Genomic DNA, 16,055 nt, shown 5'->3' with positions numbered 1-16,055 from the left:
GAGGCTGCGGCCCTCATCGGGCTCGGCCCGATCTCGGGGGACGACGCGACGACGGCGTTCGCGGACCCGCGCCCCACCGGACCGCGCACGCCACGGGAACCGCGGCTGTCGCGTGCGGGTCGCGGGTCGCGGCTCAGAGCTCGCTCCGGCTCCAGTCGACGGGCCGGAAGGGCACCGCCTTCCCGACGTCGATCTGGATGTCCTCGCGGGGACCGAGCGCGATCCGGGAGGGGTCGCCGGTGACGACCTTCCCGTCGACGTACACGGTCTGCTTCCCGGTCGCGCCGGCGACGTCGGTGGAGGACAGCGACTGCCGCCAGACGGCGAACACCTGCCCGAGCGTGAACGTGCTCCTCGTGGGCGCCTCGACGTGGATGACGCCGTCGCTCGCGTGGACGTGCAGCCAGTAGTAGCAGCGGGTGGCCTGCGCGAACGCGTCGGGCGTGCCCGCGGCCTCCACCGACGGGTCGACGACGCCGATGCCGACGGGCAGCGGGCGGAGCCGGCCGTCGACGTAGACCGCGAGGTGGGTGTGGATGTGCTCCGCCGCGCCCTCGCCGGTGTCGCAGCTGATGCCGTCCCGGGTCGCGCCGGAGGCGTCGGTCGTGTTCGCCGCGAGGACGGTGCCGGACTCGACCGCCATGCCCTCCGGCCCGAGCGCGGCGGCCGGGGCCGCCGAGCCGCGTGGCGCGCGGGCGGGCGACGAGCCGGAGACGATCAGGGCGATCACCACGGCGGCGGCGGCCGCGGCTGCGGTGCTGCTCCAGACGATCAGCCGTCGCCGACGCCGTCGGCGGGACTCTGCCGCTCGGAGCTCGGCCGCGTGCTCGCGGGCGGCGTCGCGGCGGTCGCGCTTGCTGCCGGCCGCGCTCACGAGTCCGCCGGCGGGGCGATGGAGGCGGAGACGGGTCCCGACGGGTCGGCGCCGGCCGATGCGGGTGCGAGCACGACGACGAGGAACGTGGCGAGCGGGCCGAGCAGGAGCGACAGCAGGAACCAGGCCAGCCGGGAGCGGCCCTTGCCCTCCGCCAGCCCGGCGTTCACGAGCGCGAGCGTGAACCAGAACGCGCCGCCGGACACGCCGGACGCGGCGTTCATGCCGGCCCCTGCGACGGGGACGGGGATCCGACCGCGCGCCAGGGGCTCGCGGTGCGACCCGTGGACCGAGAAGAGCGTGCCTCCACAGCGGCACCCTCTCAGAGCGTGCGGGAGTTCGACGCCGACGGCCCGGGGTTCCAGGGACCCGCGGTCCACGGGGCCGCAGCGGGCCCCGCCCGGCGTCGACCCGGCAGCGCGGGTCGACGCCGCCCGCGGGTGGTCAGACCAGCAGCGCGCCGCCGTCGACGGGGATCGCGGAACCGGTCATGAACGACTGGGTCATGGAGTAGAGGAACGCGGCCGCGACGTCGTCGACCTCCCCGACGCGGCCCACCGGGAGCAGGGCCGCCTGCTCGTCGTACATCGCCTGCTGCTCGTCCGCGCTCATCGCGCTCCACAGCGGGCTCCGGACGATGCCCGGCTCGACGACGTTCACCCGCACGGGCGCCAGCTCCACGGCGAGGGCGCCCGCGAGGCTGGTCGTCGCACCGCACAGGCTGGATGCGACGGACCAGCCCGCGCCCGGTCGGGTGCGCGCCGAGCCCGAGGTGAGGGTGATCGAGCCGCCCGGCCGGATGTGCTTCGCGGCCGGCCCGACCACGGTCAGGGCTCCGAAGTAGCGGACCTGGAAGAAGGCGCGCGCCCGGTCGACGTCCATCCCGTCGACGGGCAGGAGCCGGAGCGGCTCGCCCGCCGTGTAGGCGAGGTGGTCGAACGGGCCGACGCCGTCGAAGAACGCGCGCACCGCGTCGGCGTCGAGCACGTCCAGCGCCCGACCGGTCGCCTCGGGGGAGAGCTCGTCCAGGGCCGCGTCGACGCTCGCCTGCCGGCTCGATGCGACGACGACCTGCGCCCCCGCGTCGATCGCCGCGTGCGCGGTCGCGAGGCCGATGCCGGAGGTTCCGCCGATGATGACGACGCGCGTGCCCGTGAGCGACATGAGATCCCTTTCGTCGAAGACGGATCGAGTCTCGATCCCGCGGTGCGTGCCGGTCCAAGACCTCTTCGACCCTCCGTGATGCCCGACGGGTATGAGCGGCCGTGGCAGGCTCGTCGCGTGCACCGGGACCTCGACCTCCGCAAGCTGCGGTACTTCACCGTCGTCGCGGACGAGCTCAACTTCGGGCGGGCGGCCGAGGTGCTGATGATCGCCCAGCCGGTGCTCTCGCGACAGATCCGAGCGCTCGAGGACGAGCTCGGCGTGCGGCTGTTCGTCCGCGACACCCGGGGCACCGAGCTGACCGAGCACGGCCGCCTCCTCCGCACGGAGGCCGAAGGGCTGCTCGCGTCCGCCGCAGCGGTCCGGCGCCGCATCGCGATCGCCGCCCGCGGAGAGGCGTCGTTCACCGTCGCGTTCATGCCCGGCCTCGTCGTCAGCGACGCGGTCCTGGCGTTCCGACGCGCCTGCCCCGACGTGACGATCGAGGTCGTGCGCACCGGGTGGGACGACCAGGTCCGGGTGCTCCACGACGGCCGCGCCGACGTGAGCTACCTGCGGCGTCCCTTCGACGCGGCGGGCCTGTCGACCGAGCCCCTCTTCGCGGAGCCGCGGGTCGTCGTGCTGCCGACCGATCACGCGCTCGCCGCGGCGTCGGGCGTCCTGATGGACGACCTCGCGGAGGAGCACCTCCTGCAGGACCCGGCCGCGGTGCCGGAGTGGGCCGGCGTGGCCGCCGAGATGCGGCGGGGCCGCGGCGGGTCCCGGTCACCGAGCCGCACCGTCGAGGAGAAGCTGGAGCTGGTCGCCGTGCGGCAGGGCATCGCGATCCTCCCGCTGTCCACCGCCCGCTTCTACCGCCGGCCCGACGTGCGGTACGTCCCCGTCACGGACCTCCCGCCGACGGCGGTCCACCTCGGGTGGGCGCAGGGCCGCGAATCGCGGCTGCTCGACGCCTTCGTCGCAGCGGCGCGGGTCGTCGGCCGTCCGGCGGCGTAGGGCGCCACCGCCCGGCGGCGCGCGGCACGGCGCAGGGCATGATGTGGCCATGGCTGCCGACGAGGTCTTCCGCGCGAGTCGCGACCGCCTGATCGAGCTGCGGGAGGACCACCGTCGGGCCTCCGCCGAGTTCGTCTGGCCCGACGTCGGCCCGGCGTTCAACTGGGCGACCGACTGGTTCGACCGCATCGCGCTCGGGAACGAGCGGACGGCGCTGTGGATCGTGGAGGAGGATGGCAGCGAGCAGCGCGTCTCCTTCGACTCGATGCGGCAGCGGTCCGACCGGGTCGGCGCCTGGCTCGCCGCGCAGGGCGTCCGGCCCGGCGACCACGTCATGCTCATGCTCGGCAACCAGGTCGAGCTGTGGGAGTCGATGCTCGCCGTGATGAAGATCGGCGCGGTCATCCTCCCCACGACCACGGTGCTCGCGGCCCACGACCTCGCCGACCGGGTCGAGCGCGGGCTCGTGCGGCACGTGATCGCGAACGCGGAGGACGCCGGCAAGTTCGCGGAGCTCGACGGCTTCACGCGCATCGCCGTCGGCGGCGCCGCCGAGGGCTGGCTCGACTACGGCGACGCGGCCGCCTCCACGGATCCGCTGCCGCAGGTCGCCGTCCGCAGCGACGATCCCTGCCTCGTCTACTTCACCTCCGGCACCACGAGCCGCCCGAAGATGGTCGTGCACACCCGGACCTCGTACCCCGTCGGCCACCTCACGACGATGTACTGGATCGGGCTCCGGCCCGGCGACGTGCACCTCGCGATCAGCTCGCCCGGCTGGGCGAAGCACGCCTGGAGCTGCTTCTTCGCCCCCTGGAACGCCGAGGCGACCGTCTTCGTGTCGAACTACCGGCGGTTCGACCCGGTCGCGCTGCGGGCGCAGCTCGACCGGGCCGGGGTGACGACCTTCTGCGCGCCGCCGACCGTCTGGCGGATGCTGATCCAGGCCGACCTCGGTGCACGGCCGGCCGCGCTGCGGGAGGCGCTGTCCGCCGGGGAGCCGCTCAACCCCGAGGTCATCGAGCGCGTCCGCGACGCGTGGGGGCTCACCATCCGGGACGGGTACGGCCAGACGGAGACCACGGCCACGATCGCGAACACGCCGGGCAGCCCCGTGCGGAGCGGGTCGATGGGCGTCCCGCTGCCCGGCGTCGCGATCACCCTCATCGACCCGATCACCGGCGAGGAGGCGGACGAGGGGGAGATCTCCCTCGACCTCGCGCAGGGCGCGCCGTTCCTGATGGCCGGCTACCTCGGCGTCCCGGGGACCGGCGCGGCGACCGAGAGCCGGTTCTACGGCACCGGCGACGTCGCGCAGCGGGACGGCGACGGCGGGATCACCTTCATCGGCCGCACCGACGACATCTTCAAGTCCTCCGACTACAAGGTGTCGCCGTTCGAGGTCGAGAGCGTGCTCATCGAGCACCCGGCGGTCGCGGAGGCGGCCGTCGTCCCCGCGCCGGACCCCACCCGGCTGAACCTCGTGAAGGCCTACGTCGCGCTCGCGAACGGCTGGGCCGCGGACGGCGACACCGCCTTCGCCGTGCTGCGGCACGCGCGCGAGCAGCTGCCGCCGTACGAGCGGGTGCGGCGCATCGAGTTCTTCGAGCTGCCGAAGACCATCTCCGGCAAGATCCGCCGCGTCGAGCTGCGGCAGCGGGAGGCCGACGCGGCCGCCGCCGGCGAGCGGCTGCCCGACGAGTGGCGCGACGACCAGTTCCCGGAGCTCAAGGCCCGCGGCTAGGGCGCCTCCCGCGCTCTCCGCGGATCCGCAGATCTCGGGCGACACGCCGGCTGAAGCCGTGCCGATCCCGGCGTGTCGGGGAGGAGCTGCGGATCCGCGGAGCGGACGTGAGCCGGGTCAGGCCAGGCGCCCGCCGCCGTCGACCTGGAGCGTGGTGCCGGTGACGAAGGTGTTGTCGACCGCGAAGAGGACGGCGCCCGCGATGTCGGCGGGAGCACCGACGCGTCGCGCGGGGTTCGCGGCCGCGGTCGCCGCGAAGAAGTCCCGCTTGCCGTCGTCGCCCATGAAGTCCCAGAGGCCGGAGTCGACGATCCCGGGCGACACCGCGACCGCGCGGACCGGGGCGAGCTCCACCGCCAGCGCCTCCGCCATGAAGGCCACGGCGCCGTTCACGGTCGCCATCGCGCTGAGGCCCGGCGCCGGCTTCCACGCGGCGACGCCGGAGAAGAAGACGAACACGCCGCCCGGCCGCATGGAGCCCGCGAGATGCTTCGCGAGCAGCATCGGGCCCGCGACCTTGGCGTCGAACGCGGCGTGGACGGCGGCGCGGTCGAGCGTCGCGATCGGGCCGTTCGCGGAGGCCGCCGCGAGCGACACGACCGCGTCGAACGGCCCCTCCTGCGCGAGCGCCGCGACGCTGTCCTCGTCGGCGAGGTCCGCGTGCACCAGGGGCACGTCGTGCAGCGCCGCGGGCAGCGCGGCGGCCGTGCGCTCGGGGTCGCGCGCGCCGATGATCGGCTGATCGCCGCGCTCGAGCGCGGCCCGGGCGATGGCGTGCCCGATGCCGGAGCCGCCTCCGATGAGGAGGAGGCGCTTCTGGTCGTGGTTCGACATGGTCGGTTCCTTCCGTGGTGCGGGGTGGGGGTCGTCGCGGGGAGCGACGGGGTCAGTGGGAGGCGAGGGCGGCCCGCGCCCGGAGGGTCGGCAGGCCGAGCAGGACCAGGGCGGCCGAGCCGAGCAGCGCGAGGACCGCGGCGAACCCGAAGTCGACGGCGGTCCCGGACGCGGTGACGACGACGCCGCCGATCGTCGACCCGACCGCGAGCGCGACCTGGAGCGTCGTGACGAACATCGCGAGGCCGGCCTCGGCGCCCGCCGGCGTCGCCTGGACCATCCAGGTCTGGAGGCCGAGGGGCAGGCCGCCCCACACGAGCCCCCACACGACGAGCAGCGCGAACACGGCGACCGGCAGGTGCGCGACGAGGGGGAGCAGGGCCACGGCCGCGGCGAGCACGAGGCCGCCGGCCACGAGCGTCGCGGGGACGGAGCGGGCGAGCGCGGTGCCGGTGACGAAGTTGCCGGCGATGCCGGAGACCCCGAACACGAGCAGGGCGATCGAGATCCCGGCCGGGCTGATCCGCGCCGCGTCCTGCAGGAACGGGCTGATGAAGGTGTAGGCCGCGAACTGGGCGGCGAAGAGCAGCGCCGCGACGATCAGGCCGGTGCGGGCGCGCGGGACGGCGAACAGGGACAGCAGCTCGACGGGACGGACGCGCTCCTGCGAGGGGATCGCGGGAAGGGCGATCAGCTGCAGCACGAGCGCGAGCACGCCGAGCGCGGCGCCGATCACGAACGCGAGGCGCCAGGTCGAGGTCGCGGCGATGATCGCGCCGAGCGGCAGGCTCACGACGGTCGCGATCGAGATCCCGGCCGTGATGAACGAGGTCCCGCGGATGGTGTCCTCGGGCGGCAGCAGCCGCGACGCGATGCCGGCGCCGACGGCCCAGAACCCGCCGAGCGCGACGCCGACCAGGACCCGGGCGACGAGCAGGACCGGGAACGCGGCCGCGGTCGCGGCGACGACGTCGGCGAGCACGAGCACCGCGCTGAGGCCGGCGAGGACGGTCCGGCGGTCCAGCCGGGAGGTCGTCACGGCCACGGCGGGGGCCGCGACCGCGGCGGCGAGCCCGGTCGTGACGACCATCAGCCCGGTGGTCCCGATCGGGACGCCGAGGTCGTGCGAGATGGAGGGGAGGAGTCCGATGGGGAGGAACTCGGAGAGGACGGTCGCGAAGGATCCGGCGGCGACCGCCGCGATCCCGAACCAGCCGCCCGTGCGCGTGCGGGTCATGGTCGTGCTCCTTGTGCTGCGGTGCGGTGCGGGACGTCGGGTCCCGCTGGGGCCGGCGGTCGCCGGCGGGGGAGGAGGTGCAGGGGCGCGGCAGCCGGATCGTCGCGGCCGGCCGCGCCCCCGATCCGGGCGGGTCAGACGATCGTGCTGCCGCCGTCGACGGCCAGCTCGCTGCCGGTCATCCCGGAGCTCTGGTCGGACACGAGGAAGAGGACCGCGGCGGCGACCTCCTCCGGTGCGAGCACGCGGCCGAAGGGGAGGCGGCTGGCGATCTTCGCCACGAGCGCGTCCCCGTCCTCCCCGGCCAGGCCCTTGAGGCCCGGCGTCTCGGTCGGCCCGGGCACGACGGTGTTGATGCGGACGCCGCGGGGCGCGAGCTCGGCCGCCCAGGTGCGGGTGAGCGTCGCGACGGCGGCCTTCGAGGCGCCGTAGAGCCCGAAGGCGGGCTCGGTGCCGGACGCCGAGGACGAGCCGGTGACGACGATCGCCGAGCCCTCGTGGAGGTACGGCAGCGCGCCCTGCACCGCGAGCGTGGTCGCGCGGACGTTCGTGCCGAAGGTGCGGTCGATGTCCTCGGCGGTGACCTGCGCGAGCGGCTTGAACTCGCCGATGCCCGCGTTGACGTGGACCGCGTCCAGGCCGGCGCCGCGTGCCGCGACCGCCGCGTAGACCGTGGCGATGCCGTCCGGCTCCGTCGCGTCCGCGCGGATCGGGGTCACGGCGTCGCCGAGCTCCGCGGCCAGCGCGTCGAGCGCCTCCTGCCGGCGTCCGGTGACGAAGACGTGCGCGCCCTCCGCGACGAAGCGGCGGACGACCGCGAGGCCGATGCCCGACGTGCCGCCCGAGACGAGCGCCGTCTTCCCCTGCAGTGCTGCTGCCATGATGTCCTCCGAGTCGAGTTGTAGACTGCTTGTTCCAGAACCGTAGGCCATACTGGATCGATCAGTCAAATAACCCTCGGAGGAGGTCCGCATGCCCCGACCGCGCATGTTCGACGAGGCGGACGTCGTCGATCGAGCCCGCCGGACGTTCGCCGAGACCGGCTTCGCCGGGACCTCGCTGGACGACCTGCTCGAGGCGACCGGGCTCGCCCGGCAGAGCCTCTACAACGCGTTCGGCGGCAAGAAGGAGCTCTTCATGCGCGCCTTCCTCAGCGACACGTCCAGCGCCGTCGACGCCGTCTCGACCGTCATGCGGAGCGCGGAGGACCCGATCGTGCGGATCCGCACGAAGCTGGTGAGCACCGCCGTCGAGCACGGGTCCGCCGCGGCGTCGCCCTCGCTCTTCCTCCGGGCCGCCGTCGAGCTGTCCGGCAGCGACCCCGAGGTCGCCGCGACCGTCGCCACCGCCTTCGACGACATCCGCGCGGACTACACCGCCTGCATCGTCGACGCGCAGCACGCGGGGGAGATCGACGCCGGGGCCGACGCCGAGGCGCTCGGCACGTACTTCTGCGCCGTCATCGAGGGCATGTCGACGCTCGGCCGGGCCGGCGTCGCGCGGGCGACCCTGCTGCAGATGGGGCTCACGAGCCTCACCGCGGTGCCGATCACGCCGCTCGGGCACGAGCGCCTCGGCACCGAGGACGGCGCCTGGACCTGAGGAGCGACGAGGTCGCCGTCCCGCGACAGGGAACGGGATCGCACGAACACCGACGCACCGTTGTCGCGGCGCCCTCCGAGAGTGGTCCCATGACCGGGATCACCAGCCCCACGACCACCGCCACCACGACCGGCGCCGAGCGCTCGCTCGACCTCTGGCTGACGATGTGGAACGGCGACGGGGCGCTCGCGAGGGAGCTCTGCGCGGACGACTTCCGGATCCGCTTCGCGGTGACCGAGCCCGACGGCTCGACGCCGGCGGACGACATCCGGACCGCGGAGGACTTCGAGCGGTACCTCGCGTGGTGGCACGGCCGGCACCCGGCCACCGTCTTCACCCGGATCGCGAGCGCCGTCGACGGCCTGCACGGGCGGCTGCTGTGGGACGTGGAGGAGGACGGGGCGACGGCCGGCGGGGTCGACGTGTTCGACTTCGACGAGGACGGCCGCGTCCGGCGCGTCTGGTCCGTCGGGGGCCGGCGGAGCATGCGCGGCTGATGGGACGCGCCCGCGCGGATGCGTTTGCGAGACTCGAGCCGTGAAGCGAGCCGAGCGGCAGTACGCCCTCGTCGACCTGCTCCGCGGCGCGACGCGTCCGTGGTCCGCCTCCCGGCGCGCGGCCGAGTTCGCGGTGTCGGCCCGGACCATCGAGCGCGACATCGCGTCGCTGCAGATCGCCGGGGTGCCGATCTACGCGGATCGCGGCGCCACGGGCGGCTACTCGATCCTGCGCGACTACTCCCTGCCGCCGTTGAACCTCTCCGCCGCCGAGTCGCTGGCCGTGCTCGCCGGCCTCGCGCTGCTCGAGTCGTCGCCCTACCAGGGGGCCGCGCGCCGGGCGCGCGCGAAGATCTCATCGACCATGAGCGACGCGCAGCGCGCGCCCGTGCAGGCGATGCTCGAGCGGATGCGGGTGGTCGACGCGGTCGCGCCGCTCGACGGCGCGGTGCCGATCGGCATGCTCTCCGACGCCCTCGCCTCGCACCGCGTGGTGCGGATCGCCTACCTCGGCGCCGAGGGCGACGGCAGCGGGACGACGTACCGCGACGTCGAGGCGATGGAGCTGCTGCGGGCCGGCGACTCCTGGCTCCTCGCCGGGTGGTGCCGTCTTCGCAACGCGATCCGCGGCTTCCACCTCGAGCGGATCGCCCGGCTCGAGATCCTCGACGAGGTCTTCACGCCCCGGGATGCCGCGCTGCTCGACGCCGACCTCGCCCGGTGGCCGACGCGGCGCCTCGGCTGAGGCCGAGGCACCCGTCACGCGCTCAGGCGGACCGGGGCGGCCGCCAGGGGTCCGCCGCGTGCGCCAGCCACACGGCGGCCGGCTGGAGCGACCGGATGCGGCGCTGCCCCTCCGTGGTCGGCTCGTCGAGCTCGCCGCCCCAGACCGCGGTGTCGCCCGCGATCACGACCGGGCCGTCCTCGCCGTCGACGGCGTCCACCACGACGACCTGCGACCCGCGGGTGTGCCCGGGCGCGGCGAGGAGGCGGACGCCGGGGAGCACCTCGCGGTCCCCGTCCACCGGCACGTACTCGACGCCGGGCGCGTGCACCCACTCGCGCAGCGTGTAGCCCTCCTGCTCGGACGCGTCCGCGAGCTCGGTGCGCTGCACGAGGACCGGCGTGCCGGCGAACAGGTGGTTGCCGCCGCAGTGGTCCGCGTGCAGGTGCGTGTTCACGACCAGGTCGATCGACGCGAGGTCGAGGTCGTGCTCGCCGAGCGGATGCAGGCGAGGGTCCATGTCCGCGAGGGCGGGGTGCGGCTCGGTGACGCCCGTGTCGACGAGCACGCGCCCGTCCGGATGGTCGATCAGGTGCACGAGGATCGGCAGCCGCGTGTCCTCGGCGACGAGCAGGTCGCCGACGAGCAGCGGCGTGATCGTGATGCGGCGTCCTGCGCTCATGCGGCGCCCCTCCCTGAGAACGACTTCTGGTGGACACCGTACACATCGGTGTCCGGACCGTTCCGGCCGATCGGGACTCGTCAGTCCGCCCGGGCCGTCGATCGGGGCGCCGCGGCGCGGGCCAGGTCGGCGGCCTCCCGGAGGTCGCCCCGCCAGATCGCGCCATGACCGGGCAGGACGATGTCCGCGGGCTGCCCGGCGAGCTCGGTCAGGGCGTCGAGCGCCCCGCTCGGATCGTTCGCGAACAGCTCGGGCAGCAGCTGTGGTCCGCGCCACGGCAGGAGGGGGTGGCCGGTGACGAGCGCGTCGCCCGTCGCGAGCATCCCCTCCGCCGCCAGCAGGTAGGCCGTGTGCCCGCTGGTGTGACCGGCGCTGAGGACCGGCGTCGGCCGCCCCGGCACGTCGAGCGCACCGCTCCGGGGGAACGGCACGACGGTCGGGACGCGGACGTGGGCGCTCCCGCCCGCGCGGACGATCGAAGCGAGCCAGCCGATGCCTCGCGGGCTGAGGGAGCGGAGGACGACGTCGCGGGGCGCCGCCTGCTCGTGGACGTCGCCGCGCGCGTTCGGCACCTCGCGCGGGTGCGCGAGGACCGGGACGGAGCGGCGGGCCAGGAGGGCCGGCAGCCCGCCGACGTGGTCGACGTGCGCGTGCGTGACGAGCACGGCGCGGACGTCGTCGAGGCGGTGGCCGATCCGCTCGATCGCGGCGACGATGCGGGCCGCGTCCCGCGGGTACCCGGCGTCGATCAGGGTGAGGTCGCGGCCCTCGCGCAGCAGCACCTGATTCACGGCCGTGCCGCGGACCATGAAGACGTCGCGGGTCACCTGCTCCATCACGGCCGCCCGAACAGCGCGGCCTCGTGGGCGAGCGCCGCTTTCGTGCCGGAGAGCGCGGTGTGCCGCGCACCCGTGGTCACGTCCGCCAGCGCGCGGGCGAGCGGGTGGTCGGGTGCGAGCGCGGCCGGGCCGAGCGCGCCGATCAGCTCGGGCAGGGCGCGCTCGGCCTCCTGCACCGCGCCGATCACGGCGTCCGCGGCGAGCGCTCGGGCCCGGTCGCCGAGCGCGTCGACGGCCGTGCGTGCTCCGAGCGCGGCGACCGCTCCCTCGAGCAGCGCGTCGGCGCGATGCGCACGGCGCAGCGCGGCGGAGGTCGCCGCCCGCACGTCCGGCCGCGACCAGCGCCCGGCCGGCCCCGCCTCGTCGACCGCGGTCGTGACGGCCGCGGCGGCGCCTCGGGCGGCCCCGACCACCGCCGCGCCGAAGCACAGCGTCGCGAAGAAGGTCAGCGGCGCCCCGCCGCCTGCAGGGGGCAGCGGGCGGCGGCGGTGGCCCGGCACCCGGACGGACTCGAGGTGCGCCGTGTCGCCGCGGGCGCCGAGCAGCCCGATCGCGTTCCAGGTCGCCTCGACGCGCACGTCCGCCACGGGCACGAGCACCCGGGTCGGCGCCCCGGTGCCGCGGTCCAGGACGGTGGCGATCACCCAGTCCGCGGAATCGAGCCCGCTCGCCGGGGACGAGACGGCGTCGACCAGCAGGTCGTCGCCGGCCGGCGCACCCGCGCCCTGCGGGGCGAGCGTCCCGACGACGAGCACGTCGGGGCCGTCGCCCCAGACCTCGCGCTGCGCGCCGTCCGGGAGCTCGGTGACGGCGAGGTTGGTCACCGCGGCGACGGCCGCGAGCCATCCCGCGTCGGCGTCCCACGAGGCGACGTCCGCGATGCGGCGGGCGACCCCGCTCGCGGTGTCCCGCCGGCCGCCGAACCGCTCCGGCACGAAGGCGCGCAGCACGCCGGTCGATCGCAGCGCCGCGGGGTCGAGGGAGGCCGGCGCCTCGGAGGTCGCGGCGCTCACTGCGCCACGGCGGCGAGCAGCACCATCGGGTCGCCCTCGAACCAGGCGCAGTCCATGGTGAAGCGCGCGACGCGCAGCCCGTCGGGCTCGCGGCGGACGCGGAAGGTCCACCGGTTGCCCATCAGCGCGTGGCGGGTCCGGTCGGGCAGGGGGCCCTCGCCGGGCAGGAAGTGCTGGGCGAGGGCGTTGGCCTCGATCACGAACCCGCCGTCCTCGTCGCGGACGGTCGTGTTCGTGACCATGTGCATCGTGTCGAGCGGGCCGACCGCGCCGATCATCGTCGGCACGACCGTCTCGCGCCCGCTGAGGACGGGGAACTCGAGGCCGATCCTCGTGGTCGCGGGCGTCAGGTCGACGACGACGTCGTCGGTCAGCAGGAGGGTCAGGACGTCGGCGTCGCCGGTGTCGAGGGCCCGGGCCCAGGAGAGCGGGATCCGCTGCAGCGCGGCCGCGTCGGCGCCGGCATCGATGGTGGTCAGGGGTCGGTCCATGGTGGTGCTCCTTCTATTCGGACGGGTCGAGGACGTGCTGCGGGCGGAACCGGCCGTGCGGGTCGGCGCTCGCCCTGAGCGCCCGGAGGCGCTCCAGCGCCGCCGGGGTGAAGGGCCGTTCGAGCGGGTCGCCGGCCGAGTGGTTGAGGTAGTGGCGGCCGGTGCCCCACGGCGCGAGGGCGTCGACGACGTCGGCGGCGTCCCGGACGGCGTCCGGGCGGTCGTCGCGCGTACCGACGACGGCGCACCAGAGGCTGTACCGCGCGTCGCGGTGGTCGACCGCGGAGCCGGTGCCGGGCTCCCGACTCATCGCGCCGCCGAGGTGCCGCAGCTCGACGATCTCGACGTGGATCCCGGAGTCGGGACCGGCGACCTCGCGCAGCGCCTCCGCCGCGTCCGCGGGCAGGTCGCGGAGCATCGCGCCGCGCTCGGTGAGCGGCGCCGGGTCGACGGGGTCCGCGTGGATCTCGGGGAACCGCTCGTACGGCAGCGGGCCGACGGTGTCGACCAGGGCGGGCGCCGCGGCGCGGACGGGCTCGAGCAGCGGGTCGAGGTCGGCGGTCTCGCCGAGGAAGGCGACGCGGAGGTGGAGCACGAAGCGGCCGGCCAGCAGCGGCGGGACGCCGGGCAGCGGCGGCATCCGCAGCAGGGCGAGGGAGGTCGACAGGGCGTCCGGCGCCGTGGCGGTCAGCGCCCGGAAGGCGGCGAGCACCGGCTCGAGCTGCGCGCCCTCGAAGAAGAGGCCGCCGCCCGCGAAGGCGCCGACGGGGAACAGGTCGATCTCGAGCGCGGTGACGACGCCGAAGTCGCTGCGGCCGCCGCGCAGCGCCCAGAACAGGTCCGGGTGGCGGTCCGCGGCGACCCGCAGCGGGGTGCCGTCCGCGGTGACCACGTCGATCGCGCGGATGTGGTCGACCGCCCAGCCGTGCGCCCGCCCCATGGTCGGGCTGATCCCGCCGCCCAGCGTGAAGCCGACCACCCCGACGACGGGGGAGGACCCGTGCAGCGGCGCGAGGCCGAGCGGCAGGGAGACCGCGAGCACGTCCTGCCAGCGGGCTCCGGCGCCGATGCGCGCCGAGCGGCGCTCGCGGTCGACGGTCACCTCCGTCAGCGCCCCGGTGCGGATCAGCAGGCCGCCCTCGATCGGCCGGCCGGCCTGGTGCCCGGTCGACATCACCGCGACGGGCATCGAGCGCTCCGCCGCGAACGCGACCGCCGCGGCGACGTCGGCGGCGTCGGCCGCCCGCAGGACGAGGTCCGGCAGCCGGACCGCGGCGAGGTTGTAGCCCGTGCAGGCCTCCGTGTACCCGGGGGAGCCGGGCCGGAGCACGTCGCCCCGCACCCGGCCGGTCAGGTCGTCGAACGTGCCGTCGCCGACCCGGGAGGTCGTGTCCGTCGTCGTGCTCATCGTGTCCTTCCGATCGGCCGCCCCTGGTCGGGAGCGGCTCGGGTCCGAGTCGACCGCGGCCGTGTCGATGCGGCGTCGACGCCCGGTCGACGCCGCTCGGTCATGCGCCGCGGGCGGCCGCCTGCCGGCGGGCGTAGGCGGCGACGAGGGTCAGGCAGCGGTAGCGCCGGCCGGGCAGCGGCAGCAGCAGGTTGGCGTCGACCAGCCGTTCGAGCAGGGCCGTCGCCCGGGCGGCGTCGAGCGCGAGGCGGTCCGCCGCCCAGTCCCGGGTGAAGGGCTGCCCGTCGGCGATGAGGGCGGCGAGACCGTGCAGCGCGGCGAGCGCCTCCCCGTCGAGCAGCGACTCCGCGCGGGCGAGGGGTGCGTCGACGATCGCGCAGTCCTCCTGCATCACGACGGGGCTCGCGAGGTCGTCGAGCAGCTGCTGCTCGAGCTCCGCGATGGTCCACGACGGCCGGTCGGTCAGGCGCGCCGCGGCGACCTCGACGGCGAGCGGGATGTTCGAGCACTCCTCGGCCAGGCGCCGCACCGTCGCCTCCTCGGCGGCGATCCGGTCCCGGCCCGCGTGGGCCGCGAGCAGCTCGACCGACTCGGATGTCGACAGCGCCTCCAGCCGCGTCCACCGCACCCCGGGCAGGTCGAGGACGCGGCGCTGCGCGGTGGCGATCACCGCGGATCGGTCGCCGGCGGGGACGAGCGGCGCCAGGTCGGCGCCGGGGGCGACGTCGTCGAGCACGACGAGCACCCGGAGGTCCGCGGTCAGCGTCCGCCAGGTCGCGAGCCGCTCCGGCATCGGCGCCTCCGCCGCCTCGGCCCGGACCCCCATCGAGACCAGCAGGCGGGTCAGCACGGCCTCGACCGGCGTCGACCCGACCTGCACGAACAGCCGCCCGTCGGGGAACGCGGCGGCGGCGGCGTGCGCGACGCGGACCGCGAGGCGGGTCTTGCCCATGCCGCCGAGGCCCGCGATGCCGACGTGCTGGGGCTGCGGCGCGGTGAGCCGCGCGTGCATCGCCCGGATCTCGCGCCGGCGTCCGACGAAGACGGCGCCGTCGCGCGGCAGCTCGGACGGTGCCGGCCGGGCCGGCGCGGCCGCTGCGCCGGGGGTCGCGGGCGCGGGCTCCGCCCGGAGGATCCGGAGGTGCAGCGCCTGCAGCTCCGGGCCCGGGTCCACGCCGAGCTCGTCGCCGAGCGCGGCGCGCACGTCCTCGAACACGGCGAGCGCGGCCGAGCGCTCGCCGCGGGCCCACAGCCCGGTCATCTGCAGCTCGGCGAGCTTCTCGTGCGTCGGCAGCCGGGCCCGCAGGTCCGCGATCGCGTGGAGCACCGGCCCGGGCTCGCCGCCCGCCAGCTCGAGCGGGAACAGCGAGATGAGCGCGTCGACGCGGCGCTGCTCGAGCCAGCCGCGTCGGCCGTCCAGCCACGGCGCGTCGACGCCCTGCAGCGCCTCGCCCCGCCAGAGCCGCATCGCGGCGCGCAGGGCGTCCCGCGCGCTCGTCGCGTCGAAGCGGCGCACGTCCTCGGCGGTGCCGATCAGGTCCTCGAGCTCCGCGGCGTCCAGCCGGTAGCCGGTCCGCCGCATCCGGTAGGCGCCGGTCTGGAACTCGATCAGGTCGCTGCCGGGGCAGGCGTCCTCGAGCGCTCGGCGCAGCCGGTAGATGTAGGTGCGGAGGACGCCGCGCGCGCTCCGGGGCGCGGCCTCGCCCCAGAGGCGCTCGACCGCCTCGTCGACCGGCACGGCGCTGCCCTCCGCGAGCAGCAGCACGGCGAGGGCCGCGCGCTGCTGCGGCGTGCCGAGGTCGATCTCGACGCCGTCGTGCCACGCGCGGACGGGGCCGAGGACCTCGAACGCGAGCCCGGCCGGCGCCCCGGCGTCCGGTCGGTCGGCGTCCAGCCGCGTCAGGCCGAGCAGCATGTGCGTCTCCTGTTCCGGGCGCATCGGGCGCCCCG

General features: G+C 75.8%; 17 protein-coding genes. 5 read left to right on the top strand and 12 right to left on the bottom strand.

The window, feature by feature from the left end; all coding sequences use genetic code 11:
• Positions 1-133: 133 nt before the first annotated feature.
• The 3 genes from D1781_RS14435 to D1781_RS14425 all read right to left on the bottom strand — a co-directional run bounded on the left by D1781_RS14435 (position 134) and on the right by D1781_RS14425 (position 2,038).
• The gene (locus D1781_RS14435) at positions 134-874 is read right to left on the bottom strand and encodes a hypothetical protein (RefSeq protein ID WP_119482915.1); all 741 of its coding nucleotides are present in this window, start codon (positions 872-874) and stop codon (positions 134-136) included.
• Entirely contained in the window at positions 871-1,098 is a 228-nt protein-coding gene (locus D1781_RS14430; protein WP_119482914.1) for a hypothetical protein, read from the bottom strand. The genes D1781_RS14435 and D1781_RS14430 overlap by 4 nt, the downstream gene beginning before the upstream one ends.
• A gap of 220 nt (positions 1,099-1,318) precedes the next feature.
• Complete coding sequence (locus tag D1781_RS14425) at positions 1,319-2,038, bottom strand: SDR family oxidoreductase (protein WP_119482913.1); 720 nt, start codon at positions 2,036-2,038, stop codon at positions 1,319-1,321.
• A gap of 117 nt (positions 2,039-2,155) precedes the next feature.
• On the opposite strand from D1781_RS14425, the gene D1781_RS14420 reads away from it, so the two are divergent.
• Together D1781_RS14420 and D1781_RS14415 are read left to right on the top strand one after the other, a co-directional pair.
• Entirely contained in the window at positions 2,156-3,034 is an 879-nt protein-coding gene (locus tag D1781_RS14420) for a LysR family transcriptional regulator (RefSeq protein ID WP_199706617.1), read from the top strand.
• A gap of 49 nt (positions 3,035-3,083) precedes the next feature.
• Complete coding sequence (locus D1781_RS14415; RefSeq protein WP_119482912.1) at positions 3,084-4,778, top strand: AMP-binding protein; 1,695 nt, start codon at positions 3,084-3,086, stop codon at positions 4,776-4,778.
• 117 nt (positions 4,779-4,895) lie between these two features.
• On the opposite strand, the gene D1781_RS14410 is transcribed toward D1781_RS14415, so the two are convergent.
• The 3 genes from D1781_RS14410 to D1781_RS14400 all read right to left on the bottom strand — a co-directional run bounded on the left by D1781_RS14410 (position 4,896) and on the right by D1781_RS14400 (position 7,730).
• Positions 4,896-5,612 (bottom strand): SDR family oxidoreductase, encoded by a 717-nt coding sequence (locus D1781_RS14410; RefSeq protein ID WP_119482911.1) that lies wholly within the window; start codon positions 5,610-5,612, stop codon positions 4,896-4,898.
• 52 nt (positions 5,613-5,664) lie between these two features.
• Complete coding sequence (locus D1781_RS14405; protein WP_119482910.1) at positions 5,665-6,849, bottom strand: MFS transporter; 1,185 nt, start codon at positions 6,847-6,849, stop codon at positions 5,665-5,667.
• Positions 6,850-6,983: 134 nt separating this feature from the next.
• Positions 6,984-7,730, bottom strand: coding sequence for an SDR family NAD(P)-dependent oxidoreductase (locus D1781_RS14400; RefSeq protein WP_119482909.1), 747 nt, complete (start codon positions 7,728-7,730; stop codon positions 6,984-6,986).
• A gap of 91 nt (positions 7,731-7,821) precedes the next feature.
• On the opposite strand from D1781_RS14400, the gene D1781_RS14395 reads away from it, so the two are divergent.
• The 3 genes from D1781_RS14395 to D1781_RS14385 all read left to right on the top strand — a co-directional run bounded on the left by D1781_RS14395 (position 7,822) and on the right by D1781_RS14385 (position 9,693).
• Entirely contained in the window at positions 7,822-8,451 is a 630-nt protein-coding gene (locus D1781_RS14395; protein WP_119482908.1) for a TetR/AcrR family transcriptional regulator, read from the top strand.
• An 89-nt stretch (positions 8,452-8,540) separates the two neighbouring features.
• Complete coding sequence (locus D1781_RS14390) at positions 8,541-8,948, top strand: nuclear transport factor 2 family protein (protein WP_119482907.1); 408 nt, start codon at positions 8,541-8,543, stop codon at positions 8,946-8,948.
• Between the two features lie 40 nt (positions 8,949-8,988).
• Positions 8,989-9,693 (top strand): helix-turn-helix transcriptional regulator, encoded by a 705-nt coding sequence (locus D1781_RS14385; RefSeq protein WP_119482906.1) that lies wholly within the window; start codon positions 8,989-8,991, stop codon positions 9,691-9,693.
• Between the two features lie 22 nt (positions 9,694-9,715).
• On the opposite strand, the gene D1781_RS14380 is transcribed toward D1781_RS14385, so the two are convergent.
• The 6 genes from D1781_RS14380 to D1781_RS14355 form a co-directional block, all read right to left on the bottom strand.
• Positions 9,716-10,354, bottom strand: coding sequence for an MBL fold metallo-hydrolase (locus D1781_RS14380; RefSeq protein WP_119482905.1), 639 nt, complete (start codon positions 10,352-10,354; stop codon positions 9,716-9,718).
• A gap of 80 nt (positions 10,355-10,434) precedes the next feature.
• Positions 10,435-11,190: an MBL fold metallo-hydrolase gene (locus D1781_RS14375; protein WP_119482904.1), complete on the bottom strand. Its 756-nt coding sequence runs from the start codon at positions 11,188-11,190 to the stop codon at positions 10,435-10,437.
• Positions 11,190-12,206 carry an acyl-CoA dehydrogenase family protein gene (locus tag D1781_RS14370; protein ID WP_119482903.1) on the bottom strand — a complete coding sequence of 339 codons (1,017 nt, stop codon included), beginning with the start codon at positions 12,204-12,206 and terminating at the stop codon, positions 11,190-11,192. Before D1781_RS14370 ends, D1781_RS14375 begins: the two co-directional genes overlap by 1 nt.
• A complete protein-coding gene (locus D1781_RS14365; RefSeq protein WP_119482902.1) occupies positions 12,203-12,697 on the bottom strand; it encodes a nuclear transport factor 2 family protein in 495 nt (164 codons plus the stop codon). Before D1781_RS14365 ends, D1781_RS14370 begins: the two co-directional genes overlap by 4 nt.
• A gap of 13 nt (positions 12,698-12,710) precedes the next feature.
• Positions 12,711-14,105, bottom strand: a complete 1,395-nt coding sequence (locus tag D1781_RS14360; protein ID WP_119482901.1) for an FAD-binding oxidoreductase — start codon at positions 14,103-14,105, stop codon at positions 12,711-12,713.
• Positions 14,106-14,205: 100 nt separating this feature from the next.
• Positions 14,206-16,020 (bottom strand): AfsR/SARP family transcriptional regulator, encoded by a 1,815-nt coding sequence (locus tag D1781_RS14355; RefSeq protein WP_158590114.1) that lies wholly within the window; start codon positions 16,018-16,020, stop codon positions 14,206-14,208.
• Between the last annotated feature and the right edge of the window lie 35 nt (positions 16,021-16,055).

Source organism: Amnibacterium setariae, from assembly GCF_003581425.1.
Taxonomy (GTDB): domain Bacteria; phylum Actinomycetota; class Actinomycetes; order Actinomycetales; family Microbacteriaceae; genus Amnibacterium; species Amnibacterium setariae.
Note: the sequence above shows the minus strand (reverse complement) of the source record. Positions and strands in the feature narration are given on the sequence as shown.